This window comes from Bacteroides finegoldii DSM 17565 (genome assembly GCF_000156195.1).
In the GTDB taxonomy this organism is placed as follows: Bacteria; Bacteroidota; Bacteroidia; order Bacteroidales; family Bacteroidaceae; genus Bacteroides; species Bacteroides finegoldii.
Genome location: NZ_GG688321.1, coordinates 76,447 through 100,967, shown reverse-complemented (window position 1 = coordinate 100,967; position 24,521 = coordinate 76,447). Strand labels below are relative to the sequence as shown.

Here is a 24,521-nt window from a genome sequence, read left to right as displayed (position 1 = left end):
GTATGTATGTAATTTCGGCGGCAAAGGACGGAATTTGACGTTGCAGGGAAATGTCATAGATGTTACATTTGTGTTACAATCTTCTTTCTTTTGTCTTGCAACAAAAGAAAGAAGCAAAGAAAAATTCAAGGCTTACTTTTTTCTCCTACTCGCTTCCTGCACTCCGCTGAAGGGCAGAAACTCGCTTCGCTCAAACAGTCTGCCCTTCTTTACGCTCCGTTACGGGAGCTCGCTTGACGGAGAAAAAAGTAGGCCGGGGGAAACCATGCGGATGGGAGCGGTTATTGGGGGAGATGACTGGTTGGTCTTTGGGGGTGGCGGTTATTGGGGCATGGCTGGTTGGTCTTTGGGTTGCTGGGTGTTATTTGAACAAAGCCGGTTATATAGTGTGTATTGCGCTCGGATGGCGGGGGTTCCGGGCGTTCTTTTTTTGAATATGTTTTGTAGCTTTGCGTCTACTCGGCAGGCTTTTTGGTTGTCGGCGAGTTGGATGGTAAGCATTTCGATCAGGCTGTTGCGCAGGTCGGGGTCGAGGACGGGGGTGATGGCCTCGATGCGGCGGTAGAGGTTGCGGCGCATCCAGTCGGGTGAGCCCATGAAGACTTTGGGATTGCCGCCGTTGCCGAAGTACCAGATGCGGGCGTGTTCCAGGAAGCTGTCTACGATGCGGGTGATGCGGATGTTGCGGCTGTACGGCTGGTCGGGGATGAGGCAGCAGATTCCGCGAATGATAAGGTCTGTCTGCACACCGTGTTCGGAGGCTTCGTAGAGGCGGTCTATCATGGCGGGGTCTTGAAGGGCGTTCATTTTTAGGATGATGCGGGCGGGTTTGCCTTGATCGGCTAGGGTAATCTCACGGTCGATGAGGCGGTTCAACTCTGGGATGAGGTTGAAACGGGCGACAAGGAGGGTGGTGAACTTCGGATCTTCTTTGCCTTGAAGGGTGCGGAAGAGGTTGTAAAGGTCGTTTACTATTTCTTTGCGACAGGTGAATAGTCCGCAGTCGGCATAAAGTGTGGCGGTTTTCTCGTTGAAGTTGCCGGTGCTGATGTAGGCGTAGCTGGGGATTTTCTCACCGTTCAGTCCACGACGGCGGATAAGGGCTACCTTGGCGTGCACCTTCAGACCGGGAATGCTGTATATGATTTTTATACCGGCGGCTTGCATCATTTCGGCCGTGGCCAGGTTGTTCTCTTCGTCGAAACGAGCTTTCAACTCTACAAATACTGTGACTTTCTTGCCGTTCTGGGCAGCGGCTATCAGGGTGTTGATGACGGCGGAGTTCTCCGCCACACGGTATTGCGTCACCATGATTTCACGGGTTTCCGGATTGTGCACGGCTTCGTAAAGGAAGTGGATGAAGTGCTCGAAGGAGTGATAGGGGTAATAGAGCAGCAGGTCTTTCCGGGCGACGTAGTTGAAGATGGATTCTTTTTCGTCGAGGATGGTGAGTTTCATCGGCTTCGGCTTTTCGGGGCTGTGGAGTGACTTGCTGGGGTTGGGGAGATGGCGCAGGTCTTCCAGGTTCAGGTGTTTGTCGCCGGGAACGAGTTCGTCGCGGTGAATGTGAAACGCGTCTACGAGAAAATCCAGAAAGTCGTGCGGCATGGCACGGTCGTAGACGAAGCGGCAGACGTCTCCTATTTTACGCTTCTTTACTTTCTTCTTGAGCTGGGCCACAAGGTCGGCACTGCTGGCGGTGTCGTCAATTAATATGTCGGCGTCACGGGAGATTTTTATACTGTAACACGACTCGACATCATAACCGGGAAAAATTAGATCGAGGTTCGCCTTGATGATGTCTTCGACAAACATCAGGTAATGATTTTTTTCATGACACGGCAACTCGATGAAACGGGGGACTTTTGCGTAGGGCTGCTTCATCACGAAGTAAAGAGGAGGACGGGAGGACTCGAGGATGGGGGATTCTTTTCTTTCTTCTTTCGGATAGAGTCGGATAGCGAGATAGAGTCGGTTATCTCGTAAGAAAGAGACGATTTTGTCTTTGGAAACGGGTACGGGTTGCAGGTAGGGGAAGATTTCTTCTTTGAAGAAGTCTTTGATAAACTGCTGATGGAACGGCTCTACATGGCTGTCCTGATAAAAGATGATGTGGTTCTTTTGTAGGGCAGGCAATATTTTTTGTTCGTAGATGCGCACACGGTCATCTAGTTGCCGGTTGACTTCCCTGTTGATTTCCTCTACAAGTTCGCGGGCGGATTGTACGCTTTCTTCATCACTTTCCGTTGCGCCGGAAGCAACAGCTTTGTGGTCTGCTACACGGATTTTATAAAATTCTTCGAGGTTGGAAGAGTAGATGGAAATAAAGTTGATGCGTTCGTAAAGGGGGAGACGCTCGTCCAAAGCCTCCAGCAACACGCGGTAGTTGAACGATAGCCAACTGATATCTCGCTTGAAATATTTATATTTGTTTTCCATATGCTTTAAGATTTTTCCAAATATAGTATCTTTGTAGGATTAAACAAAGAAATTTATGATAAGAATTGGATTATTATCCGATACCCATGCTTATTGGGATGAGAAATACCTGGAGTATTTTGAGCCGTGCGATGAGATTTGGCATGCCGGTGATATCGGTTCGGTGGAAGTGGCGGAGAGGTTGGCGGCGTTCCGTCCTTTCCGGGCAGTCTACGGAAATATTGACGGGCAGGCTATCAGGAAGCTGTATCCGCAGGTGAACCGTTTTACGGTGGATGACACCGAAGTGCTGATAAAACACATAGGCGGCTATCCGGGAAAGTATGATCCTTCGATAATTGGAAGTCTGATGACACGCCCGCCTAAGTTGTTCATTAGCGGGCATTCTCATATATTAAAGGTGAAGTACGACAAGACGTTGGATATGTTGCACATCAATCCCGGAGCTGCGGGGATGTCAGGATTTCATAAAGTGCGTACATTGGTGCGCTTTGTCATCGAGCGGGGAACGTTTAAGGACTTGGAAGTTATCGAGTTGGCAGATAAATAATTTTTCATATTATTTTTGTCATCTCGGATTTCTTTCCGACCTTTGCACCCAGTTTATGAATAATGAAGACGAACATGAAGGGAATTATTCTTGCCGGTGGCAGTGCCACTCGCCTCTATCCGCTTTCTAAAGCGATCTCCAAACAGATAATGCCTGTCTACGACAAGCCGATGATTTACTATCCCCTGTCTACACTGATGCTGGCGGGAATTCGTGAGATTTTGATCATCTCAACTCCGCGTGACTTGCCGATGTTCCGCGATTTGCTGGGAACGGGTGAGGAATTGGGTATGTCTTTCTCTTACAAAGTGCAGGAGCAGCCTAACGGGTTGGCGCAGGCTTTCGTGTTGGGAGCCGATTTCCTGAATGGAGAACCGGGCTGCCTGATTCTTGGAGATAATATGTTTTACGGGCAAGGTTTCTCCGCCATGCTTCGCCGGGCTGCCAATATAGAGAAGGGAGCTTGTATATTCGGCTATTATGTGAAAGACCCTCGCGCGTACGGCGTGGTGGAATTTGACGAACAGGGAAAGGTTATTTCGCTGGAAGAGAAACCGGCAGTGCCGAAAAGCAATTACGCCGTTCCCGGATTGTATTTCTATGATGCCACCGTGACGGAAAAAGCGGCGGCTCTTCGGCCCTCAGCACGTGGAGAATACGAAATAACAGACCTCAACCGCCTGTATCTGGAAGAAGGCACTTTGAAAGTGGAACTTTTCGGACGCGGATTCGCGTGGTTGGATACGGGAAACTGTGACAGTCTGCTGGAGGCTTCCAACTTTGTTGCCACCATCCAAAACCGACAAGGTTTCTATGTCAGTTGTATTGAAGAGATAGCCTGGCGTCAGGGGTGGATTCTGACCGAACAACTGCTGCTGCTGGGACAACGCCTCGAAAAGACCGAGTACGGCAAATATTTGATAGAACTGGCGAAACAATCCTAAAATCAACATAAAAAGTAAAATATGAAAACTTATCTAGTGACCGGTGCCGCAGGTTTTATCGGTGCAAATTACATCAAATACATCTTAGCGAAGCATAGCGATATAAAAGTCGTGATATTGGATGCATTGACGTATGCAGGTAACTTAGGGACAATTGCGAAAGACATTGACAATGAACGTTGCGTCTTTATCAAAGGTGATATCGGGAGCCGCGATGTGGTAGACAGCCTATTTGCTGAATATCGCTTTGATTATGTAGTGAATTTCGCTGCCGAAAGTCATGTTGACCGTAGTATTGAGAATCCGCAACTGTTCCTGATAACCAATATTTTAGGAACACAGAACTTGCTGGATTGCGCACGTCGCGCATGGGTGATGGGCAAGGATGAACAAGGATACCCCACTTGGAGAAAAGGAGTGCGTTATCATCAAGTGTCTACCGACGAGGTGTATGGCTCGCTGGGAGCCGAAGGGTATTTTACGGAGACAACTCCGCTCTGTCCTCATAGCCCGTACAGCGCATCCAAGACAAGTGCGGATCTGTTTGTGATGGCTTATCACGACACTTATAAAATGCCGGTAACGATTACCCGTTGCTCCAACAATTACGGTCCGTATCATTTCCCGGAAAAACTGATTCCGTTGATTATCAAGAATATACTTGAAGGAAAACATCTGCCTGTCTATGGCGATGGAAGTAATGTGCGCGACTGGCTTTATGTGGAAGACCACTGTAAAGCTATCGACCTTGTTGTGCGTGAAGGACAAGAAGGCGAGGTGTACAACGTGGGTGGGCATAACGAGAAGACAAACCTCGAAATCGTGAAGCTGACAATCTCTACTATTCATCGGTTGATGACGGAACATCCGGAATATCGCCAGGTGCTCAAGAAACGGGTGAAAGATGAGAACGGGGAGATTTCCATCGATTGGATCAACGAAGAACTGATAACCTTCGTCAAAGACCGTCTGGGACACGACCAACGTTACGCCATTGACCCAACAAAGATAACAAATGCACTGGGCTGGTATCCCGAAACGAAATTTGAAGTCGGCATCGTGAAAACCATCGAGTGGTATCTGAACAACCAAGCTTGGGTGGAAGAAGTGACCAGCGGAGATTATCAGGGATATTACGAAAAGATGTACGGAAAGTAGATTAAAAAAAGTGATTAAATGGGGAATGATCTCGTTTTCAAAGAATCATCCCGATAGCTAAAAGAATTCCCATAAACAGCATATTACGCGAGGTCTCGCCTAATATGCTGTTTAATTTTTTACCGCTGTGTATTTTTACCATTCGTCTCCAGGTGAGGACGTGGGGAACCAGGTAAAGTTGTGGAAGAAGGGCAGCGTAAATATGTCCTTCGCGTAAGAAATATAGGCAGAGTAGGGAAGCCGAAATGCCTAGCAGCAGATAGAAATAGCGTCCGAACTTCTCACCGAAACGGACGATGACGGTCCGTTTTCCGCTACGGGCATCCGCTTCGCGGTCTCGATAATTATTGACAACTAACAGCGTGTCGATTAGTAGTCCGCAAATGAAGGAGGCAATGGTGACATCCGGTGTCCACGTCAGTGCCTGCACGTAGTAAGTTCCGCCTACGGGAACAAATCCGAAGAAAATGATGACTAACACGTCTCCCCAACCGTTGTAGGAGAGGGGATAAGGTCCGGTAGTGTAAAGGAAGGCGAATAATACACAAAGCGCTCCTATGATGATCAACTCCCATCCGGCAAAAAGTAATAGCGTGCAACCAATCAGGCAGGCAAGTGTGACGGTAACGGCAATTCCGGTTTTCATTGCCTGCGGTGAGATCCATCCTTGTGCGCAAGCACGTTCGGGACCCAACCGGTCTTCACGGTCGGTTCCTTTGAGGAAGTCGAAAAGATCGTTGATGAAATTCGCGGCTATTTGCATCAGACCGGCAAACAGGCAGCAGACAAGGGCAGGCAACCAATGGAAACGTCCGTCCATTGCCGCTAGGGCTGTACCGATTAAAACCGGAGTGATAGCTCCTGTGAGAGTCTTAGGGCGTGCGGCTAATAGCCATGCTTTCAGTGAATTACGCTTTACTTCTTCCATGCTTTAATATTTTATAAAGAGTTTTGACGGACAAAGATACATGATTTTTCGTATCTTTGCGCCCCTAAAAACTTCAAACTAAGAGAAGATGAAGAAATCTATTTATCCGTTTCTACTGCTGACGCTGCTTTTACTTGTTTCCTGCAAGTCGAAAAAGAGGATGGTAGCAACCTTGCCGCGTCTTGTTTTGAACACAGACTCCATTGTTGCGGATACGTCCAACGTCATAGCCGGACTGTTTGCTCCGGATCACTCGCAACTCAAAGATCTGAACGTTTCGAAAGGCAGGAAACGCAGAGCCAAGAAAAATAAATCTTCTGCTGATGCATATAAATCGGAGGACTGGGTACTTCGCGGTACGAAAATAACTTCTTCCGAAGTGGACGTTTCCTCCGTCTATTCAGGGGTGGATCGTGTCGTGAAATATGACTTTACCCACCGGGACGTTCCCGAAGCCTTCGAGGGTTTTCGCATCGCTTTTATCTCCGATTTGCATTATAAGAGTTTGTTGAAAGAGAAAGGGCTGAATGATTTGGTTCGTCTGCTGATTGCCCAGAAAGCGGATGTACTCTTGATGGGCGGCGATTATCAGGAAGGTTGTGAGTATGTAGATCCTTTGTTTTCGGCGCTTGCACGGGTGAAGACACCGATGGGGACCTACGGGGTGATGGGGAATAACGATTACGAGCGTTGTCATGACGAGATTATCCGCACGATGAAGCATTATGGAATGCACCCGTTGGAACACGAAGTGGACACACTCCGCAAGGACGGTCAGCAAATTATCATTGCCGGTGTGCGCAATCCTTTTGACTTGGGGCAGAACGGAAAGTCCCCCACGTTAGCCCTTTCTCCCAGAGATTTCGTTATCATGCTGGTGCATACTCCGGACTACGTGGAAGATGTTTCTGTAGTCAATACAGATCTCGCTTTGGCAGGGCATACGCATGGCGGACAAGTATGTGTGTTCGGGATTGCTCCGGTGTTGAACTCGAATTACGGCACACGTTTCCTCACCGGACTGGCTTGTAATTCGGCTAAAATTCCTTTGATTGTAACCAACGGGATCGGAACCTCCCAATTACCAATTCGTATCGGTGCTCCGGCGGAGGTTATAATGATTACTCTGCATCGGTTGAAGGAGTAAGTACACTTTCTATTTGCTCCCACACCTTCGGATGCAGGAAATACCGGACATCCTTTCCCGCCTTCAGCGCCTCACGAATGAATGTGGAGCTGATTTCAAACACTGGAGAATGGACGAGGCGGACAGTTTCCGGCAATTCTTCCGCCGCTACGGGAAAGCCGGGACGGGGGTAAATAATGATGTGGTTCTCTTTAATGATGCGCTCCGACTGAAACCAACGGTCGAAACGCGCCCAATTGTCCGAACCGATGATGAAGTGAAACTCACGGTCGGGATAGGCTTCGCGCAGTTTTTCGAGCGTATATACACTGTAAGAAGGACGGGGAAGATGAAATTCAAAATCCGAAGCACGGAAATGGGGGTAATCGCTGATACACAGTTCTACAAGCCGGAGACGCAGTTCGTCACTCCATAGCTCATCTTGCGTTTTCAGAGGGTTTTGAGGAGTGACCATGAACCAGATTTCATCCAAGCCTTCGTACTCGCAAAGGTAATTGGCCAATGCGAGGTGTCCGATATGAATCGGGTTGAAAGACCCACTGAATATTCCGGTTTTCAGTCGATGGCTTTTTTTCATTGGTTGCTTCCTTCCTTGTTATAAGCTACTTTTTCCATTGGATTGGTAACTGGTAACTCCCTTTTCCAACTTTAGTTTATTTCTCCAGAAACTCCTTAATCACTTTCAGCGTTTCGGCTTTGGCCGTTTCTAGGTTATCATTCATGATGATGCAGTCAAATTGCGGAGCGAAGCTCAATTCATATTCCGCTTTGGCGATGCGGCTTTCTATCACTTCGGGAGTGTCTGTGCCTCGTCCTTCCAACCGGCAACGCAATTCCTCCACCGAAGGCGGCTGGATAAATACTGACAACGCACGCTCACCGTAAAATTTCTTGATATTGCATCCGCCTACCACATCAACGTCGAACACGACATTCTGTCCGGCTTCCAATTGCTTTTCCACCTGCTCTTTCAGCGTCCCATAGTAACGGTCTTTATACACTTCCTCGTATTCTAGAAATTCGTTGTTCTCGATGCGGCTACGAAACTCTTCCGGAGTAAGGAAGAAATATTCCACCCCATGCTGTTCCGTTCCGCGTGGAGGACGGCTGGTGGCGGAGATAGAAAACGCAAGATTCAAATTCTGCGTCAGCAGATAATTGATGATTGTAGATTTCCCCGAACCCGACGGAGCGGAGAATATAATTAATTTGCCAGTCATAGTTAAATTAAGAATGAAGAATTAAGAATGAAGGATGAAGGATGAGAGACGTTCGTCTACATCACGTTCAGTACCTGTTCTTTAATCTGTTCCAGTTCATCTTTCATCTGAACCACGATTTTCTGCATTTCGGCATGATTGGACTTGCTGCCCAGCGTATTGATTTCACGTCCCATTTCCTGAGCGATAAATCCCAATTTCTTGCCTTGTCCGTTGCCGCTTTCCAGCGTACTGATAAAATATTTCAGATGGTTGCTGAGGCGTTGTTTCTCCTCGTTGACATCCAGTTTTTCGATATAGTAAATCAACTCCTGCTCCAGACGGTTTTTGTCGTAGTCCACGCTCAGCGTCTTTTCGAGAGCGTCTGTGATACGTTCTTTCACCTTTTCCACACGTTCTTTCTCGTAAGGAGTAATCTTTTCGAGCAGGCTTGTGATGTTGGCAATCTTCTCGCGGAACTTCTTTTCCAGTGCAGCCCCCTCCTGTTTGCGGAAATCCACCAGATGCCCGATCGCTTCCGCTACAGCAGCGTGCACCGCTTTCCATTCTTCCTCCGTAAGTTCCTGAATTTCAGTCTTTGTCATCACGTCCGGCATGCGGAGCAATGTCTGAAACCAGTCGGCAGGAAGAGGAATATTAAGATTTTCCGAGATGGCCAAAATCTGTTTGTAGTAGCCCTCCACAAGAGCCTGATTGATAGGAGTAGCGCTTTCCGCCCCCTCTTTCTTCTCGATCCACAGGCTGAAATCCACCTTGCCGCGTTCCAGCACTTTGGAAATCTCGTTACGGATTTCGATCTCTTTTTCACGATAAGCCGGAGCGATGCGAGTGGAAAGATCCATAGCCTTGCTGTTGAGCGACTTAATTTCTACATTTATTTTTTTATCAGGGAGTTCGGCTGTAGCTTTGCCGTAACCTGTCATCGATTGTATCATAAATCTTAAAGTTTTGTGCAAATTTACACGATTATTTTAAGAATTGGAAATTATCATGTAAATTTGCGACAATTTAATAAGCTGATTTTTATGTCGTGTATACTGAATATTGAAACCTCCACCTCCGTTTGCTCGGTGGCAATCAGTGAGGACGGAATGGTTCCGTTTGTGGAAGAAGACCTGAAAGGCCCTTCACACGCCGTTTCTTTAGGAGTTTTTGTCGATGAGGCATTGTCATTTATCGACAGTCATGCTATCCCGTTGGATGCGGTTGCGGTCAGTTGCGGGCCGGGATCTTACACCGGACTCCGGATCGGGGTTTCGATGGCGAAGGGAATCTGTTACGGACGCAACATTCCGTTGATCGGGATTCCGACGCTTGAGGTGCTGTGTGTTCCGGTCTTGCTGCATGAGAATCTTCCCGAAGACGCTTTGCTCTGTCCTATGATCGACGCCCGACGTATGGAAGTTTATGCAGCCGTTTACGACCGTGCCTTAGATGTGAAGCGTGCCGTTGCAGCCGATATAGTGGACGAAAATTCCTATCTGGAGTTCCTGAACGAACGCCCGGTTTATTTCTTCGGTAACGGGGCTGCCAAATGCCGCGAGAAGATAACGCATCCCAACGCGCATTTTATCGACAAGGTGCATCCGTTAGCCAAAATGATGTTCCCGCTTGCAGAGAAGGCAATAGCGAAAGAGGATTATAAGGACGTGGCCTACTTCGAACCTTTCTACCTGAAGGAATTCGTTGCGTCCACACCGAAGAAACTCCTTTGATGAATTGGTGATGAGCAATTAGCAGTAACTTGATTAGCAATAAACAATTAATAATGGACGAAAGTGATTTTCAACTTTCAACTTTTTAAGATTATGCAATATAATACCCAACAGAAAAGAATGCCGCTTCCCGAATACGGGCGCAGCATACAAAATATGGTTGACTATGCGTTGACTATACAAGACCGTGCGGAACGTCAGCGTTGTGCCAACACGATTATAAATATCATGGGCAATATGTTCCCTCATTTGCGTGACGTGCCCGATTTCAAGCATAAACTTTGGGATCATTTGGCCATTATGTCCGGTTTTGAGCTGGACATCGATTACCCTTACGAGATTATCCGCAAAGACAATCTGGTGACCCGTCCGGAACACATACCTTACTCTACTGCCCGTATGCGTTACCGTCATTACGGTCACACTTTGGAGATACTGATCAAGAAAGCCATCGAATTTCCCGAAGGAAATGAAAAGAGGAACTTGATAGCCTTGATCTGCAACCACATGAAGAAGGATTACATGGCGTGGAACAAAGACACGGTGGACGACCGGAAGATAGCCGAAGACCTTTATGAACTGTCCGACGGCAAACTCCAGATGACCGATGACATCATCCGCCTGATGGCCGAGCGTTTGAGCCAGAACTACCGCCCGAAGATGAACTACAATAACAATCGTCAGAATAACAAGAGACGATATTAAAAAAATTAATACCCCGAACATCAATGGCTTCATTTGTAATCGAAGGAGGACACCGGCTCTGCGGCGAGATTCATCCGCAAGGTGCCAAAAACGAAGTTTTGCAGATCATCTGCGCTACGTTGCTGACTGAAGAGGAAGTGACGGTGAACAATATACCTGACATTTTGGATGTCAACAACTTGATTCAGCTCTTGCGTGAGATGGGAGTGACGGTTGCAAAGAAAGGCATTGATACTTATAGCTTTAAGGCCGAAAATGTAGATTTGGCTTATCTCGAAAGCGATGAGTTCCTGAAGAAATGTTCCAGCCTGCGGGGTTCCGTCATGCTGATAGGTCCGATGGTTGCCCGTTTCGGCAAAGCACTGATCTCCAAACCGGGAGGGGACAAGATTGGTCGCCGTCGTCTGGATACCCACTTTGTCGGCATTCAGAATTTGGGGGCAGACTTCCGCTACGATGAGGAGCGTGGAATCTACGAGATTACCGCCAAACAACTTCGGGGCAATTATATGTTGCTGGACGAGGCTTCCGTCACCGGAACAGCCAATATCGTGATGGCTGCCGTGCTTGCCAAAGGCACTACCACTATTTATAATGCAGCCTGCGAGCCTTACGTTCAGCAGCTTTGCCGCTTGCTCAACCGGATGGGAGCGAAGATTAGCGGTATCGCGTCCAACCTGCTTACCATCGAAGGGGTGGACAGACTGCATGGCACACAGCACACCGTACTGCCCGATATGATTGAGGTCGGCAGTTTTATCGGTATGGCAGCCATGACGAAAAGTGAAATCACCATTAAGAATGTTTCTTACGAGAATCTGGGAATCATCCCCGAGAGCTTCCGCCGTCTGGGCATCAAGCTCGAACAGAGAGGCGATGATATTTACGTTCCCGCACAGGAAACATACGAGATAGAATCTTTTATCGACGGCTCCATCATGACGATAGCCGACGCCACCTGGCCGGGACTCACTCCGGACTTGCTGAGTGTCATGCTCGTTGTGGCGACACAAGCCAAAGGCAGCGTGCTGATTCATCAGAAAATGTTTGAAAGCCGCCTGTTCTTCGTAGACAAGCTGATTGATATGGGAGCGCAGATTATTCTCTGCGACCCTCACCGTGCCGTAGTCATCGGCCACAACCACGGCTTCAAGCTGCGCGGCGCCCGCCTGATTTCACCGGATATACGTGCCGGTATCGCCCTGCTGATTGCCGCCATGAGTGCCGAAGGAACCAGTACCATTAGTAACATCGAACAGATAGACCGTGGTTATCAGAACATCGAAGGACGTCTGAATGCCATCGGAGCCAGAATCACCCGGATATGATAAAGAAAGAAGAAGTATATAAGATAGGATTGTTCAATAAGCCGCACGGAATTCACGGTGAGTTGCAGTTTACCTTTACGGATGATATTTTTGACCGTGTGGACTGCGACTATCTGGTCTGCCTGCTCGACGGAATTTTTGTACCCTTTTTCATCGAAGAATACCGTTTCCGTTCCGACTCCACCGCTTTGGTGAAGCTGGAGGGGGTCGATACCGCCGAACGTGCCCGGGCGTTTACCAATGTCGAAGTCTATTTCCCTGTGAAGTATGCGGAAGAAGTCGGAGACGGTGAATTGTCCTGGAACTTTTTCGTCGGTTTCCGCATGGAGGACACTCGTCACGGACTTTTGGGTGAGGTGGCGGAGGTGGATACCGCTACCGTCAACACCCTTTTCGTAGTCGAGAAAGACGGTGAGGAACTGCTGGTTCCCGCCCAAGAGGAATTTATCGTAGGCATAGACCAGAGACGGAAACTCATCACCGTAGAGCTTCCCGAAGGGTTGCTCAATTTGGAAGATTTGGACGCGGAGGATACGGATTGTCCCGTATAATCCGTATCTGAAGAGGAATATAAATCGGTCCTCCTTTTTAATTTTTAATCTTTAATTTTTAATTGTTCAAATGCCAAAGAGAAGACGAAGCAAAGCTTTCTGGAAAAATTTCAAGTTCAAGTATAAACTGACGATTGTCAATGAAAACACGCTTGAAGAGATTGTCGGGCTTCGTGTGTCCAAACTCAATGGCCTTTCCGTGTTGCTCAGCGTACTGACGGTGCTGTTTCTGATCGCAGCCTGCATCATCGCTTTCACCCCTTTGCGCAACTACCTTCCGGGTTATATGAACAGTGAGGTCCGTTCCCAAATCGTGGGTAACGCCTTGCGGGTGGACTCTCTGCAACAGGTACTCAACCGGCAGAACCTCTATATTATGAACATTCAGGACATTTTTAGCGGCAATATACCCGTCGACAGTGTGCAGACGCTCGACTCGCTGACTACCGTCCGCAAAGACACCTTGATGGAACGCACCAAGCGCGAAGAGGAATTCCGCCGTCAATACGAAGAAACAGAGAAATACAACCTGACTTCCATCACCTCCCAGCCGGATGTGACGGGACTTATCCTGTACCGCCCGACGCGGGGAATGGTTTCCGATCGCTTCGATGCGAAAAAGAAACACTACGGAACGGATATTGCCGCCAATCCCAATGAAAGTGTGCTGGCAACGATGGACGGAACCGTTATTCTGAGTACCTACACCGCCGAAACAGGCTACCTGATCGGTGTGCAACATAGTCAGGATTTGATATCGGTTTATAAGCATTGCGGCTCTCTGCTCAAGAAAGAGGGTGACCGTGTGAAAGGGGGCGAAGCCATCGCTTTGGTGGGCAACAGTGGAACTTTCAGCACGGGTCCGCACCTGCATTTCGAGCTTTGGTACAAAGGCCATCCGGTGAATCCTGAGAAGTATATCGTTTTTTAGTGAGGAGAATATATAAGAAATGAATATAGAAACTAATAAAAAGAAGAAACAAATAGCCATTTTAGGCTCTACCGGGTCTATCGGCACACAGGCATTGCAGGTGATAGAGGAACATCCCGATCTGTACGAGGCATACGCGCTGACGGCCAACAATCGTGTGGAGCTGCTGATAGCTCAGGCGCGGAAGTTTCAGCCGGAAGTTGTCGTGATAGCCAACGAAGAGAAATATACCGAACTGAAAGAAGCTTTGAGCGACCTGCCTATAAAGGTATACGCGGGAACTGACGCCATCTGCCAGATAGTGGAGGCCGGGCCGATTGATATGGTATTGACGGCGATGGTCGGCTACGCCGGACTGAAACCTACCATGAATGCGATTCGGGCAAAGAAAGCCATTGCATTGGCGAATAAGGAAACGTTGGTCGTGGCGGGAGAACTGATTAATGAACTGGCACAGCAATACCGTACACCGATTTTGCCGGTGGACTCCGAACATTCCGCTGTTTTTCAGTGTTTGGCAGGAGAAGTCGGCAATCCGATAGAGAAAGTCATACTGACCGCTTCGGGGGGACCTTTCCGTACCTGCACGCTGGAGCAGCTTAAGTCCGTGACCAAGACGCAAGCCTTGAAACACCCCAACTGGGAGATGGGGGCCAAGATTACCATCGACTCCGCTTCTATGATGAACAAAGGTTTTGAGGTTATCGAGGCGAAGTGGTTGTTTGGCGTTCAGCCCAGCCAGATTGAAGTCGTGGTGCATCCGCAATCCGTGATTCACTCTATGGTGCAGTTTGAAGACGGGGCGGTGAAAGCGCAGCTCGGTATGCCTGATATGCGTCTGCCTATCCAATACGCCTTCTCCTATCCGGACCGTATCAGTGCCTCTTTCGACAGGCTTGATTTCTCCAAATGCACGAACCTGACGTTTGAACAGCCCGACACGAAACGGTTTCGCAACCTCGCTCTCGCTTACGAAGCGATGTATCGGGGAGGGAATATGCCTTGCATCGTCAATGCGGCCAACGAAGTGGTAGTCGCTTCTTTCCTGAAAGACGGTATCAGCTTTCTCGGCATGAGTGATGTGATAGAGAAGACGATGGAGCAGGCTACGTTTGTAGCCAACCCCACGTACGATGACTATGTAGCTACCGATGCGGAAGCGCGGCGAATTGCTTCCGGACTGGTGGGTCGGCAAAGTCTTTAGTTCCTCCCCCAAAAAAACTATTCATTCGTGTGGATAGTAAAAAGTAAATAGTAATTCGTAAAATATAAATTGTAATATAATAAACATGGAAACATTTTTGATTCGTGCCCTCCAATTGATTATGAGCTTGTCTTTGCTCGTTATCATTCATGAAGGCGGGCATTTCCTTTTTGCCCGTCTGTTTAAGGTGCGTGTAGAAAAATTCTGCTTATTCTTCGACCCCTGGTTCACTCTGTTTAAGTTCAAACCCAAGAAAAGCGAAACGGAATATGCCGTAGGCTGGCTGCCGTTGGGCGGTTATGTGAAGATTGCCGGTATGATTGACGAGTCGATGGATACCGAACAGATGAAGCAGCCTGAGCAACCGTGGGAGTTTCGTTCCAAACCCGCTTGGCAACGCCTGCTCATTATGGTTGGCGGGGTGCTGTTCAACTTCCTGTTGGCGCTGTTTATCTATTCGATGATTCTTTTTGCATGGGGCGACCAGTATATAAAGGTACAGGAAGCTCCTCTCGGCATGGACTTCAACGAGACCGCCAAGTCTGTCGGCTTCAAAGACGGTGACATACTGCTTTCTGCCGATGGTGTTCCTTTCGAGCGATATGACGGTGATATGTTGAGTCAGATTGCCGACGCCCGCGAAGTAAGCGTACTGCGCAACGGTGCGAAAGCCTCAGTCTACATTCCCGAAGACTTTATGCAACGCCTCCTGGTGGACAGTGTCCGTTTTGCCTCCTATCGTTTTCCGTACGTTGTAGATAGCGTCATGGTCAACTCTCCTGCCGCGCAAGCGGGTATTTTGCCGGGCGATAGTATCATTGCCCTGAACGGAACGCCTATCTCTTTCTCCGATTTCAAGGAAATGATGGCGGAACGTAAGAAAAACGAGGCTGCGCTTCTCAATGACAGTATCGACCCGCGTTTGATCACCCTCACTTATGTACGTGGCGGTGTGGAGGACACGCTGAGTATGCGTGTGGATTCCGCTTACCTGATGGGTGTGACCGCTTGCGTGTTGACCGACCGTTTGTTGCCGATGGTGAAAAAGGAGTATGCTTTCCTCGAATCTTTCCCCGCAGGTATCTCGCTCGGTGTCAAGACGTTGGAAGGCTATGTCGGAAATATGAAGTACCTCTTTTCTAAAGAAGGAGCCAAGCAGTTGGGTGGCTTCGGAACGATTGGCAGTATTTTCCCTGCAACGTGGGATTGGCATCAGTTCTGGTACATGACAGCTTTCCTGTCCATTATTCTGGCTTTCATGAATATACTGCCTATTCCCGCATTGGACGGTGGTCATGTGCTCTTCCTCTTCTACGAGATGATAGCCCGCCGCAAACCGAGCGACAAGTTTATGGAGTATGCCCAGATGACCGGTATGGTCCTGCTCTTCGGTCTTCTTATATGGGCGAATTTCAATGATATTTTGAGGTTCTTCTTCTGAATCTCTTGAAGGAAATCCTGTTTTCATGAAGTTGCGATTTCAGCAACTTCATGAAACTTTATAAAAGTAGAAAGACCTTCCGATTACAGGGAAGCAAGAGCGTATTTGTATAGCAAATAGCTTATAATCAACAAACTAACATCCCTGTTCTCTTAAATACAAAAAGGGCGTTTTAACACTGTGTTAAAACGCCTTTTTTGTATTTAAGGAACCGCCTTTTCTCTCTACCAAGAACCGCCCTTTCTCCATTTCCCTTCCCGCCTTGTCCCGCAAGAAGCCGGACTCTATGTTAAAATTTAACGGTTCAGCTTCAGAATCCTTTGATTACTGCTTCCTCTGAACTCCAGATAGGGAGAGAAAAGCGACTGCTCAAAACGTCCGTCCACCAGTACGTCGATATAGGTTAGTATTGCCTTCAAGCGGGGTTGTTCCTGAATCTCTTCGTAAGTATAACCAGTGTAGCACCACACGTTCATCCCGGTTTCCTCCTTCACCCGCCTGACGAGCGACAGGAATGCTTCCGGATTATAGAACGGATCTCCACCGGAGAATGTCACCCCATCCAGTAGCGGATTGGCTTTAATCTCCTTGATAATGCTTTGAATCTTCTCCTCTGTCAACCGTTCCCCCGCTTCCGGATTCCAGCTTTCCGGATTGTGGCAGCCGGGACAGTGATGAGAACATCCGGCAAGGTAAATAGAATACCGGATCCCCTCACCATCTACTATCGTCTCCGGATAGGCCGTTAATAAGTTGAGAGTTGAGAGTTGAGAGTTGAGAGTTTTCATAACTGTTTGAGATAAAGTGATTTAAGTGAAAAAATAAGAGCTAGGAGTTAATAAGTTGAGAGTTGAGAGTTGGGAGTTAAGAATTAAGAGTTGAGAGTTAAGAGTTAAAACATCATCTCCCTTCACTCTCAACTCTCCCTTCTCAACTCTCAACTTCTACAAGTGCTTTACCCGGTCCTTTTCTTCTGCTCGTTTGGCAGAGTTCCACGAGTTTAAATCACCGGTCAGATAGCCTGTGATGCGACGCATACGGAGGATGCTTTCGCTTTGGCAAACCGGGCATTTATCAAAAATCACCCCTTTGTAACCGCAGTTGTGGCACGTATCCACCGGATGATTGATCGAGCCGTAGCCGATTCCCTCGTCGTGCATCACTTTCACGATTTTGGCGATGGCGCGTACATTTTTCTGTGCTTCGCCGTCCAGTTCTACATACGTGATATGTCCACCGCGTGTGATGGCGTGGAAAGGAGCTTCGCACTTGATTTTCTCTACAATGCTGATCGGCTCTTTTACATCCACGTGGAAAGAGTTGACATAATAATCCCGGTCCGTTACTCCGGGAATCTTCCCGTACTTCCGTCTGTCCATTTTGGTGAAACGTCCGGAGAGTCCTTCGGCGGGAGTAGCCAGAACAGAGTAATTCAAGTTGTATTTCGCTTTGTATTCGTCTACTACCTTATTCATTTCCATCACCGCTTCGTATAACGTGTCCCATGCCTTTCGGCTGTGTCCGTGCCCCTCTCCGTAGAGTGCCACCATCGCGTTGTGTCCGCCGATGAATCCGATTCCCAGCGTTCCGCTGCGCAATACGTCGCCCACCTGCTCGTTCGGGTTCAAGTCCGCACCGCCTTTCCATACATTATTCCCCATCATGAAAGGGAACTGGCGTGCAAGAGCTGTACGTTGGTACTGATAACGTTCGTAAAGCTGGTCTGCCACCAAAGCAGCCATAGAGTGCACGGATTCAATGAAAATCTCCTTAGCTTTCTGTTCTATGGCAGCCGTGTTGCGTTCGTCTTCTATCAGATTCTCCGCCTTGATGCGGGCTTCGATGGCGAGTCTCGGCATATTGAGCGTGGTGAAAGACAGATTGCCTCGCCCCAATGATGACTTTTCTCCTGCCACGTTTTCAAACACACGGGTGCGGCAACCCATCGTTGCCAACTCGTAGATGTACCGTTTCGGATCATCCGCTTTCCATTTCTCGTTCGTGTTGAAAGGCGTGTCGAGGAACATGAAGTTCGGGAACAACGCTTTTGCGGTTGTCTGGCAGGCTTTCAGCAGCAAGTCGAAGTTGGGAGCTTCGTAACGGTCGTTCATGGCCTCTTCTATATTCTCCGCTTTCATAGCCTTTTCAAAATCCTTTTCCGAGTAAGACACCCCGTCCTTCACCTTGAAAATCTGAATGGGGAAAACGGGCACTTCACCTCGTGTGCCCAGTCCCTCGATTGTGGCTTTCAGTAACTCTTCAATCACCATGCGGCCTTCGGCGGAAGTGTCCGTGCCGTAGTTTATCGAGCTGAATACCACCTGGTTACCTCCACGAGAGTGCATCGTGTTCAGGTTGTGGATAAATCCCTCCATCGCCTGATGCGTGTCCTTGCGGGTCTGCTGATAAGCCTTTTCCACAATTCTTGCGAGGTGCTCCTTGTCTATGATGATCTGCAAGGCTATCAGAGCGATGCGTAATGTCTCGCGTTCGGTTTCGGTGGACTTGATGGAGGGAAGATATTCCTCGATCAACGTGCGGATAGTCTTTTCGTCCGCCTGGCTTCCGTTTTCCATCGCCACGTAGAAGTTGATGAACGAAGCCAAGTGTTTGCGGAATGACTTCGCTACTCCTTTCGCCATGAAGAAATCGAAGGCGGGGATTGCCTGTCCTCCGTGTTGCTCGTTCTGGTTGGTTTGGAAAATGATGGTTGCCAGCGTGGCGTAGCTCTGAATGCTCTGTGGCGTGCGGATACTTCCGTTCTTGGTACGGAATCCGCGTTCAAAGAGGTCGTCCAAGTCATACTGGATGCAGGTCGTCGTCTTTGTCGGATAGTAATCCAAGTCGTGGATGTGGATGTCGCCCAGTTGGTGTGCTTCCGCAAAACGTTTCGGCAACAGGTATTTATAGGTATAATCTTTGGTCACTTCGGAGGCGAAAGTCATCATTTGCCCGGCAGGCGTGTGGCTGCTCATGTTGGCGTTGCTCAGATTGACATCGTTCTTGTCGATGGCGACGATACCGTCCATCACGTGCTTCATCTGGGTTTTCTTGTCCCGTTCCGTGTTCCGCCATTCGCGATAGATAATGTACTTCTTCGCTACTTCAGGGCGCACCTTCATCAATGCTTTTTCCACCAGGTCCTGAATCTCCTCTACGGTAATAGTAGGGGTGGCAAATTGGCTGATTACGTTCATCGTGATGTCAGCCACCAACTGCTGTTCATCTTGGATACCGGTTGCATTGAATGCCTTACTGATCGCATTCTTGATCTTACTGATAGAGAAATCTTCTCTTTTACCATCACGTTTGATGATACAAATTTCCGCGTAGTTCATAACTTTAACTCCCGAAAGTGATTAATAATAAGTTGATTCTGATTCCGGCAGGTCTTCTGACTTATCCCTCCCCCGCAACACCTTCCCACATCCGTTGCCGATGCAGTGGCTTACCGTGCGGATTCTTAGAGAATTACAGCAGCGGGTACTGTCGCCGATTTGCACAGCGTTCCCTCATTGACTAAACCTCTTTTTAGTTCCGAAACCGGATACAAAGATAGGAGATAATCCAATAGCTTGGTTCGCTTTTAACATTAAATTTTGGGAAACTTTTCTTTCTTGCTGATACAGAAAGTTTTCCGTTTTGGGAAACTTTTCTTTAAGTTATTCTTTAAAAGTTGTGTGAAACTCTCCGTTGTTCTTCTTGTCTATATTATGATGGGTTATTTGTTAATTTTCAGATTTAACTGCGTTGAATGTTAACGGATGTCTGATATCTATAAAACCAGCCAGATCGCCACGATGTGTCCTACGCTTCCGCCGAGACAGAACAGATGGAAAGCGGCGTGCATATAAGGCTTGCGCAGCGAATAGAATACAGCTCCTGTAATGTATGAAATACCTCCGCCTATCAGCCACCAGAAAGCGGGGGAGGCACCGGCCATTTCCAACTGATCGAGAAGAGGCTTCATTGCCACCAGTATACATGCCCCCATACCCACATAACAAACCGTTTCGAGATTGCTATGCTCTTTCAGCTTTTTGAAACTAAGGATGAAACCGGCAATGGCGGACAGCCAGACAAATGTGAAAATACCCCATCCCCAACCGCCTGCATGGCGCAAGACGAGTAGTGTGAACGGAGTATAAGTGCCTGCTATGTGCAGATAAATAGCTCCGTGGTCAAATTTACGGAGCTGTTCTTTCAGCGCTCCCGGACGACTGCCGTGATACCAGGTAGAACTGACGTAAGAAGAAAGCATCCCCGCCAGATAGACAATCACGCAGGGCACTGCCCATCGCGGATCAGCAGCAACGGAAGCTTTTCGCAGTAAGAAATATCCTGCTACGATTCCGAGAAGAATGCCTGCCCCATGACTGAGGGTGTTCGCCCATTCTTCCCGGTTACTATATCGTTTGTTTTTCAATGTCCCTCGACTAAACCCGACTAAACCAAATGTCCGATCCACTCTTCGCGGTCGCCCGGAAGGAGGTCGATTACCGGAATTTCTACCATTGTGTAACATCCCGGTTGCTGTTTCATGGAAGCGCGTGCCACGCACACCAATACCTGTGCGGTCAGTGCAGGGTTGTTGATACGCATATTGAATTCGAACAACTGGTTCTGGGTTTTGCCGGATACGCCCTTGCGGGTCAGGTTCACGCCGTGTCCCATGTCGAGCAGGGCGTCTACGCTCGGAACGAGTTTCACGTGTGTTTCATCGTTCACAAAGTAAGGATCTGCCTTGATGGCAGCAGCTACTTCTTCGAATTTATATCCGTCTTTCAGTTCGATGTATACCATGCGGCGGTGGATTCCCGTTCCGGTCGGAATAGTCATGGAAAGGGCAGCCTTCACTCCGTCAATCGCTTTCACGGCTACGGTGTGTCCCATGCTCATACCCGGACCGAAGTTCGTGTACGTGATACCTTTCGGAGCGATTGCTTCCAGCATGGTGCGTACGATGGAGTCACTTCCCGGATCCCATCCGGCAGAGATGATCGATACGGCTTTATGCTCTTTGGCGGTAGCGTTTAGTGTACGGCGCAAGTCTACGATGCCGGTATGGATATCGAAACTGTCCACTGTATTAATGCCCATCGCCAGGTATTCTTTGGCATATTTCTCTACGCTGCGGGTCGGCGTGCAAAGAATAGCTACGTCTACCTCTCCCAGCTCTTTTATGTCCTTCACTACTGCGTAGTTTGCTAACTCTTCCGGTTTGTTCTCTGCTCCGGCACGGCGAACGACTCCGGCTATTTCGAAATCAGGTGCTGCCTGAAGCGCTTCAAGTACATAATGCCCGATGTTGCCATAACCAACGATGGCAGCTCTTACTTTTTTCATTCTTTTCTTGGTTTTAATGAACAAATTTCTTTCTTTTGACTACAAAAGTAAACAAATTACTACTAACTTTGGTTCGTCAGCTTTAATATTTTATTTTTTTTCACTAGCAGGCAATACCGGTCCGCATGAAAGCAAATCAGGGTGTGATGTGCTGCATCGAAAAAACTCTGTGGCCCCTGTGTCCTCTGTGGTGAAATTGTTTTATCTTTGTACCCGTTATGATAGAATACATTAGAGGCGAGCTTGCCGAACTTAGTCCGGCAACCGCAGTGATCGACTGTAACGGGGTGGGCTATGCCGCCAATATATCTCTGAACACCTATTCGGCCATTCAGGGAAAGAAAACCTGTAAGTTGTATATATATGAAGCCATTCGTGAGGACGCTTATGTGCTCTACGGATTTGCCGAGAAGCAGGAGAGGGAGATTTTCCTGTTGCTGATTTCCGTGTCGGGCATTGGCGGGAATACGGCGCGTATGATCCTCTCCGCCCTTTCGCCTGCCGAGCTGGTAAACGTCATCAGTACCGAGAATGCGAACTTGTTGAAGACGGTGAAGGGAATCGGGCTGAAGACTGCGCAACGGGTGATTGTCGACCTGAAAGATAAGATAAAAACAATGGGAGCGTCCGCTGCCGGTGGAAGTGCCGTTGGTGGTATGCTGCTGCAGGCTGCCAACGCGGAAGTGCAGGAGGAAGCTGTGGCTGCATTGACGATGCTTGGCTTTGCTGCTGCGCCTTCGCAGAAGGTGGTGCTGGCTATCTTGAAGGAAGAGCCGGAAGCTCCGGTGGAAAAGGTTATTAAACTGGCTTTGAAACGATTATAATGATGAAGCAATCAAAGATTTATATGCGCCCGTGGCTTGAGATTCATCACCGGACGAAGAAAACGGATACGGACGAGTGGTACATGGGGTTGGCCAATGAGCTGTTGCCGTTGGTGATGACTTTCCCTTTGTATGAAGGAAACCCGGACGTAGCGGAAGACCAGCGCCGGTTGGCTCTGACGTGCGCTTTGTATCTGGAGGACTGCGTGGCGGATGCGGGAAACTGGCGGGAATTTATCCATTGGCATAAGAGGAGTTATGGTCGTTATCTGCCGTTCTATTCGTTGACGGAGGATTACTTGCCGGACGAGATTAACCGTGAGGATATCGCTTTTCTTCTGTGGACGCTCAGTTCGAAGAGCAGTGACAGTTGCCCGTTCAACGACGTGGAGAATCCGTTGGATGAGACGTTGCTTGAGTTGGCGGACGTACTTTACGAACGTCTGGATGCGGCTTTCGAGTCGGCTCCTATCAGTGATAAGCTGGCTTCGAACTGGATGATGGACAGGAGGCTGATGGAAAAGGAACGTGAACCTCTGCCTGAGATTGTGCCGGGAGCGGCATTGCCGACGGATGTGGAACATTTTCTGGAAGCCGGTAAAGGCGAACCGCTCATGTTCTTTGACTCGTATGATGCCCTGAAGTTTTTCTTCGTCCATTCTCTGAAATGGGAAGACGATGAAGAGACTTTGTTGCCCGAACTGGCGGAGTTTGACAACTTCGTTGTCTATGGCAATCCGAAAGGCGTGCTGGTGGCTCCGGATGTTGCCAAATACTTTGCAGCAGGGAATAATCCGTTGTATGACGCTGCGACAACGGAGGAGGAAGCATACGAGATGTTCTGTGAAGGGGGATTGTGCCCGTTCGATTTGTTGAAGTATGGCATGGAACATAACTTGTTGCCCGAGGCGCAATTCCCGTTTGAGAACGGAAAGGCATTGCTTCACGACAACTGGGACTTCGTGGCTCGCTGGTTTCTGAGAGAATTTTATGAGGGGGACTAATAGGTAGCGTTATGCCGATCAAGAAAAATAACAACCCTTTTGCCGGAAAGGCAAAGACAGGAACCGGGAAAAAGAAAGGCTCCGGTAAACGAGTGGGGAAATCAAAGCCCGGAAAGGCTAATAATCAATTGAACAGACGGGTGAAGTGACCCGTCTGTCTTTTTTATCTTAGAGTGATGGCTTTCATTATTTATCCGTCGGTTCTTCCTGTGCTTTCCGTTCTTTCTTCTTATTGATAAATCCGATTTTCAAGTTGGCGGCTTCCTGTTCTTTCTTTATCTCCTGCATGGCGGAGAGGATTTGCGCCAATTCGTAGACATTTGCCGCAGCCTGGCGGTCGGTCGGGCTCATAGTCGTTTTATAGGAGCGGTCGCCGATAAATTCCACACGGATATTTTTGTCCTTGTTGAAGTTGATGAAGCCGATAACGTTACCGTCCTCCCCCAGTTTATAGTCCGCTTTCTCTATTTTCTCATTCATGTCGGTTGTCTCATAACTGTCTTTGGAGGCGGGAGTTTCTGCGAAGCTGCCGTCGGGAGCAATCACTTTGACCCCTACGTGATGAATGTTGCCGGAACCGCAGTAGATGGAAGTCATGCTCATCTTGCCCAGCTCGTCCACCTGAAAGCGGAGGAAAGAACGGTGCATGTTTTTTTCGACAGTCTGCGTAGGCCATAGATAATTGCCCACCTGTTGGTATTCCGCATCTTTCTCAAGGATGAATTTGTCTTTGATGGCATTAAACTCCTCAGTCTTGGCCCGGAGGGCGCTGTCCAGGTAAGCAAGCGTTTTCTGCTGCGCTTTCGTCTCTACATCCAGCATCAATGCCTGTCCCGCTTTGCGTGTCTCGAACGCTTTGGGATACAAAATCTTTATACTGTCGATCTGCGACTTGGCTTCTTCATAATCGCCACGTTCGTAGGCCGCTTGGGCAACCATCAGTTTCTCATTGGCTTTTTTCTCGATTCCATTTCCGCAGGCAGCCAGTGCCAGTGTTCCGCAAAAGAAGATTGTTAGTTTTTTCATCACAAATTCTGTTTACTATTTGGTTATTTAGGGCAAAAGTACGAATATATCCCTTATTTT

At 48.4% G+C, this 24,521-nt stretch carries 24 protein-coding genes and 1 riboswitch; of the genes, 14 read left to right on the top strand and 10 right to left on the bottom strand.

Annotated features, from left to right (window positions below; all coding sequences use genetic code 11):
* Nucleotides 1-321 precede the first annotated feature (321 nt).
* Entirely contained in the window at nucleotides 322-2,439 is a 2,118-nt protein-coding gene (locus tag BACFIN_RS12855; protein WP_007751493.1) for an RNA degradosome polyphosphate kinase, read from the bottom strand.
* A gap of 55 nt (nucleotides 2,440-2,494) precedes the next feature.
* On the opposite strand from BACFIN_RS12855, the gene BACFIN_RS12860 reads away from it, so the two are divergent.
* From BACFIN_RS12860 to rfbB, 3 genes are all read left to right on the top strand, one after another.
* On the top strand, nucleotides 2,495-2,989 hold the full coding sequence (locus BACFIN_RS12860; RefSeq protein ID WP_007751491.1) for a metallophosphoesterase family protein: 495 nt from the start codon (nucleotides 2,495-2,497) through the stop codon (nucleotides 2,987-2,989).
* Between the two features lie 74 nt (nucleotides 2,990-3,063).
* Nucleotides 3,064-3,933, top strand: coding sequence for a glucose-1-phosphate thymidylyltransferase RfbA (gene rfbA, locus BACFIN_RS12865; protein WP_022276303.1), 870 nt, complete (start codon nucleotides 3,064-3,066; stop codon nucleotides 3,931-3,933).
* A 21-nt stretch (nucleotides 3,934-3,954) separates the two neighbouring features.
* Nucleotides 3,955-5,091, top strand: a complete 1,137-nt coding sequence (gene rfbB / locus BACFIN_RS12870) for a dTDP-glucose 4,6-dehydratase (RefSeq protein ID WP_007751485.1) — start codon at nucleotides 3,955-3,957, stop codon at nucleotides 5,089-5,091.
* A 37-nt stretch (nucleotides 5,092-5,128) separates the two neighbouring features.
* On the opposite strand, the gene BACFIN_RS12875 is transcribed toward rfbB, so the two are convergent.
* Nucleotides 5,129-6,019 carry a 1,4-dihydroxy-2-naphthoate polyprenyltransferase gene (locus BACFIN_RS12875; RefSeq protein WP_007751483.1) on the bottom strand — a complete coding sequence of 297 codons (891 nt, stop codon included), beginning with the start codon at nucleotides 6,017-6,019 and terminating at the stop codon, nucleotides 5,129-5,131.
* An 88-nt stretch (nucleotides 6,020-6,107) separates the two neighbouring features.
* Between BACFIN_RS12875 and BACFIN_RS12880 the strand changes: the two genes are divergently transcribed.
* A complete protein-coding gene (locus BACFIN_RS12880; protein WP_007751480.1) occupies nucleotides 6,108-7,166 on the top strand; it encodes a metallophosphoesterase in 1,059 nt (352 codons plus the stop codon).
* Here the strand turns inward: BACFIN_RS12880 and nadD are convergent.
* The 3 genes from nadD to BACFIN_RS12895 all read right to left on the bottom strand — a co-directional run bounded on the left by nadD (nucleotide 7,141) and on the right by BACFIN_RS12895 (nucleotide 9,321).
* Complete coding sequence (gene nadD / locus BACFIN_RS12885; protein ID WP_007751479.1) at nucleotides 7,141-7,743, bottom strand: nicotinate (nicotinamide) nucleotide adenylyltransferase; 603 nt, start codon at nucleotides 7,741-7,743, stop codon at nucleotides 7,141-7,143. The genes BACFIN_RS12880 and nadD overlap by 26 nt on opposite strands.
* Nucleotides 7,744-7,819: 76 nt before the next feature.
* Nucleotides 7,820-8,386, bottom strand: a complete 567-nt coding sequence (gmk, locus tag BACFIN_RS12890; protein ID WP_007751477.1) for a guanylate kinase — start codon at nucleotides 8,384-8,386, stop codon at nucleotides 7,820-7,822.
* A 56-nt stretch (nucleotides 8,387-8,442) separates the two neighbouring features.
* Nucleotides 8,443-9,321, bottom strand: a complete 879-nt coding sequence (locus BACFIN_RS12895) for a YicC/YloC family endoribonuclease (protein WP_007751476.1) — start codon at nucleotides 9,319-9,321, stop codon at nucleotides 8,443-8,445.
* 90 nt (nucleotides 9,322-9,411) lie between these two features.
* Here BACFIN_RS12895 and tsaB point away from each other — a divergent pair, with 90 nt between their 5' ends.
* The 7 genes from tsaB (at nucleotide 9,412) to rseP (ending at nucleotide 16,261) form a co-directional block, all read left to right on the top strand.
* A complete protein-coding gene (tsaB, locus tag BACFIN_RS12900) occupies nucleotides 9,412-10,101 on the top strand; it encodes a tRNA (adenosine(37)-N6)-threonylcarbamoyltransferase complex dimerization subunit type 1 TsaB (RefSeq protein WP_022276300.1) in 690 nt (229 codons plus the stop codon).
* Nucleotides 10,102-10,194: 93 nt separating this feature from the next.
* Nucleotides 10,195-10,806 (top strand): DUF4290 domain-containing protein, encoded by a 612-nt coding sequence (locus tag BACFIN_RS12905; protein ID WP_032839452.1) that lies wholly within the window; start codon nucleotides 10,195-10,197, stop codon nucleotides 10,804-10,806.
* 23 nt (nucleotides 10,807-10,829) lie between these two features.
* A complete protein-coding gene (gene murA / locus BACFIN_RS12910; RefSeq protein WP_007751465.1) occupies nucleotides 10,830-12,134 on the top strand; it encodes a UDP-N-acetylglucosamine 1-carboxyvinyltransferase in 1,305 nt (434 codons plus the stop codon).
* The gene (gene rimM / locus BACFIN_RS12915) at nucleotides 12,131-12,685 is read left to right on the top strand and encodes a ribosome maturation factor RimM (RefSeq protein ID WP_007751464.1); all 555 of its coding nucleotides are present in this window, start codon (nucleotides 12,131-12,133) and stop codon (nucleotides 12,683-12,685) included. The genes murA and rimM overlap by 4 nt, the downstream gene beginning before the upstream one ends.
* A 70-nt stretch (nucleotides 12,686-12,755) precedes the next feature.
* The gene (locus BACFIN_RS12920) at nucleotides 12,756-13,616 is read left to right on the top strand and encodes a M23 family metallopeptidase (protein WP_007751461.1); all 861 of its coding nucleotides are present in this window, start codon (nucleotides 12,756-12,758) and stop codon (nucleotides 13,614-13,616) included.
* A gap of 19 nt (nucleotides 13,617-13,635) precedes the next feature.
* The gene (locus BACFIN_RS12925; RefSeq protein ID WP_007751458.1) at nucleotides 13,636-14,820 is read left to right on the top strand and encodes a 1-deoxy-D-xylulose-5-phosphate reductoisomerase; all 1,185 of its coding nucleotides are present in this window, start codon (nucleotides 13,636-13,638) and stop codon (nucleotides 14,818-14,820) included.
* An 85-nt stretch (nucleotides 14,821-14,905) separates the two neighbouring features.
* Nucleotides 14,906-16,261, top strand: coding sequence for an RIP metalloprotease RseP (rseP, locus tag BACFIN_RS12930; protein WP_007751456.1), 1,356 nt, complete (start codon nucleotides 14,906-14,908; stop codon nucleotides 16,259-16,261).
* A 296-nt stretch (nucleotides 16,262-16,557) separates the two neighbouring features.
* Here rseP and nrdG read toward each other — a convergent pair whose 3' ends face one another.
* From nrdG to BACFIN_RS12950, 4 genes are all read right to left on the bottom strand, one after another.
* Nucleotides 16,558-17,049: an anaerobic ribonucleoside-triphosphate reductase activating protein gene (gene nrdG / locus BACFIN_RS12935; RefSeq protein ID WP_007751453.1), complete on the bottom strand. Its 492-nt coding sequence runs from the start codon at nucleotides 17,047-17,049 to the stop codon at nucleotides 16,558-16,560.
* Between the two features lie 156 nt (nucleotides 17,050-17,205).
* On the bottom strand, nucleotides 17,206-19,599 hold the full coding sequence (locus tag BACFIN_RS12940; RefSeq protein WP_007751451.1) for an anaerobic ribonucleoside triphosphate reductase: 2,394 nt from the start codon (nucleotides 19,597-19,599) through the stop codon (nucleotides 17,206-17,208).
* A 29-nt stretch (nucleotides 19,600-19,628) separates the two neighbouring features.
* A riboswitch (cobalamin riboswitch) is annotated at nucleotides 19,629-19,818 on the bottom strand.
* Nucleotides 19,819-20,036: 218 nt separating this feature from the next.
* Complete coding sequence (trhA, locus tag BACFIN_RS12945; RefSeq protein ID WP_032839451.1) at nucleotides 20,037-20,687, bottom strand: PAQR family membrane homeostasis protein TrhA; 651 nt, start codon at nucleotides 20,685-20,687, stop codon at nucleotides 20,037-20,039.
* Between the two features lie 20 nt (nucleotides 20,688-20,707).
* Nucleotides 20,708-21,607, bottom strand: a complete 900-nt coding sequence (locus BACFIN_RS12950; RefSeq protein WP_007751442.1) for a diaminopimelate dehydrogenase — start codon at nucleotides 21,605-21,607, stop codon at nucleotides 20,708-20,710.
* A 218-nt stretch (nucleotides 21,608-21,825) separates the two neighbouring features.
* On the opposite strand from BACFIN_RS12950, the gene ruvA reads away from it, so the two are divergent.
* From ruvA to BACFIN_RS22965, 3 genes are read left to right on the top strand one after another with little or no spacing between them, the layout of a single operon-like run.
* A complete protein-coding gene (gene ruvA / locus BACFIN_RS12955) occupies nucleotides 21,826-22,431 on the top strand; it encodes a Holliday junction branch migration protein RuvA (RefSeq protein WP_007751432.1) in 606 nt (201 codons plus the stop codon).
* A 2-nt stretch (nucleotides 22,432-22,433) separates the two neighbouring features.
* Nucleotides 22,434-23,435 (top strand): DUF3843 family protein, encoded by a 1,002-nt coding sequence (locus BACFIN_RS12960; protein WP_032839477.1) that lies wholly within the window; start codon nucleotides 22,434-22,436, stop codon nucleotides 23,433-23,435.
* 11 nt (nucleotides 23,436-23,446) lie between these two features.
* A complete protein-coding gene (locus BACFIN_RS22965) occupies nucleotides 23,447-23,584 on the top strand; it encodes a hypothetical protein (protein ID WP_007751419.1) in 138 nt (45 codons plus the stop codon).
* 37 nt (nucleotides 23,585-23,621) lie between these two features.
* Here BACFIN_RS22965 and BACFIN_RS12965 read toward each other — a convergent pair whose 3' ends face one another.
* Entirely contained in the window at nucleotides 23,622-24,461 is an 840-nt protein-coding gene (locus tag BACFIN_RS12965) for an outer membrane protein assembly factor BamD (protein ID WP_007751417.1), read from the bottom strand.
* Between the last annotated feature and the right edge of the window lie 60 nt (nucleotides 24,462-24,521).

Bases quoted from the DNA above. Each gene is read 5' to 3' on its own strand.
- BACFIN_RS12855 (WP_007751493.1), bottom strand. From the start codon at position 2,439: ATGGAAAACAAATATAAATATTTCAAGCGAGATATCAGTTGGCTATCG.
- BACFIN_RS12860 (WP_007751491.1), top strand. From the start codon at position 2,495: ATGATAAGAATTGGATTATTATCCGATACCCATGCTTATTGGGATGAG.
- rfbA (WP_022276303.1), top strand. From the start codon at position 3,064: ATGAAGGGAATTATTCTTGCCGGTGGCAGTGCCACTCGCCTCTATCCG.
- rfbB (WP_007751485.1), top strand. From the start codon at position 3,955: ATGAAAACTTATCTAGTGACCGGTGCCGCAGGTTTTATCGGTGCAAAT.
- BACFIN_RS12875 (WP_007751483.1), bottom strand. From the start codon at position 6,019: ATGGAAGAAGTAAAGCGTAATTCACTGAAAGCATGGCTATTAGCCGCA.
- BACFIN_RS12880 (WP_007751480.1), top strand. From the start codon at position 6,108: ATGAAGAAATCTATTTATCCGTTTCTACTGCTGACGCTGCTTTTACTT.
- nadD (WP_007751479.1), bottom strand. From the start codon at position 7,743: ATGAAAAAAAGCCATCGACTGAAAACCGGAATATTCAGTGGGTCTTTC.
- gmk (WP_007751477.1), bottom strand. From the start codon at position 8,386: ATGACTGGCAAATTAATTATATTCTCCGCTCCGTCGGGTTCGGGGAAA.
- BACFIN_RS12895 (WP_007751476.1), bottom strand. From the start codon at position 9,321: ATGATACAATCGATGACAGGTTACGGCAAAGCTACAGCCGAACTCCCT.
- tsaB (WP_022276300.1), top strand. From the start codon at position 9,412: ATGTCGTGTATACTGAATATTGAAACCTCCACCTCCGTTTGCTCGGTG.
- BACFIN_RS12905 (WP_032839452.1), top strand. From the start codon at position 10,195: ATGCAATATAATACCCAACAGAAAAGAATGCCGCTTCCCGAATACGGG.
- murA (WP_007751465.1), top strand. From the start codon at position 10,830: ATGGCTTCATTTGTAATCGAAGGAGGACACCGGCTCTGCGGCGAGATT.
- rimM (WP_007751464.1), top strand. From the start codon at position 12,131: ATGATAAAGAAAGAAGAAGTATATAAGATAGGATTGTTCAATAAGCCG.
- BACFIN_RS12920 (WP_007751461.1), top strand. From the start codon at position 12,756: ATGCCAAAGAGAAGACGAAGCAAAGCTTTCTGGAAAAATTTCAAGTTC.
- BACFIN_RS12925 (WP_007751458.1), top strand. From the start codon at position 13,636: ATGAATATAGAAACTAATAAAAAGAAGAAACAAATAGCCATTTTAGGC.
- rseP (WP_007751456.1), top strand. From the start codon at position 14,906: ATGGAAACATTTTTGATTCGTGCCCTCCAATTGATTATGAGCTTGTCT.
- nrdG (WP_007751453.1), bottom strand. From the start codon at position 17,049: ATGAAAACTCTCAACTCTCAACTCTCAACTCTCAACTTATTAACGGCC.
- BACFIN_RS12940 (WP_007751451.1), bottom strand. From the start codon at position 19,599: ATGAACTACGCGGAAATTTGTATCATCAAACGTGATGGTAAAAGAGAA.
- BACFIN_RS12950 (WP_007751442.1), bottom strand. From the start codon at position 21,607: ATGAAAAAAGTAAGAGCTGCCATCGTTGGTTATGGCAACATCGGGCAT.
- ruvA (WP_007751432.1), top strand. From the start codon at position 21,826: ATGATAGAATACATTAGAGGCGAGCTTGCCGAACTTAGTCCGGCAACC.
- BACFIN_RS12960 (WP_032839477.1), top strand. From the start codon at position 22,434: ATGAAGCAATCAAAGATTTATATGCGCCCGTGGCTTGAGATTCATCAC.
- BACFIN_RS22965 (WP_007751419.1), top strand. From the start codon at position 23,447: ATGCCGATCAAGAAAAATAACAACCCTTTTGCCGGAAAGGCAAAGACA.
- BACFIN_RS12965 (WP_007751417.1), bottom strand. From the start codon at position 24,461: ATGAAAAAACTAACAATCTTCTTTTGCGGAACACTGGCACTGGCTGCC.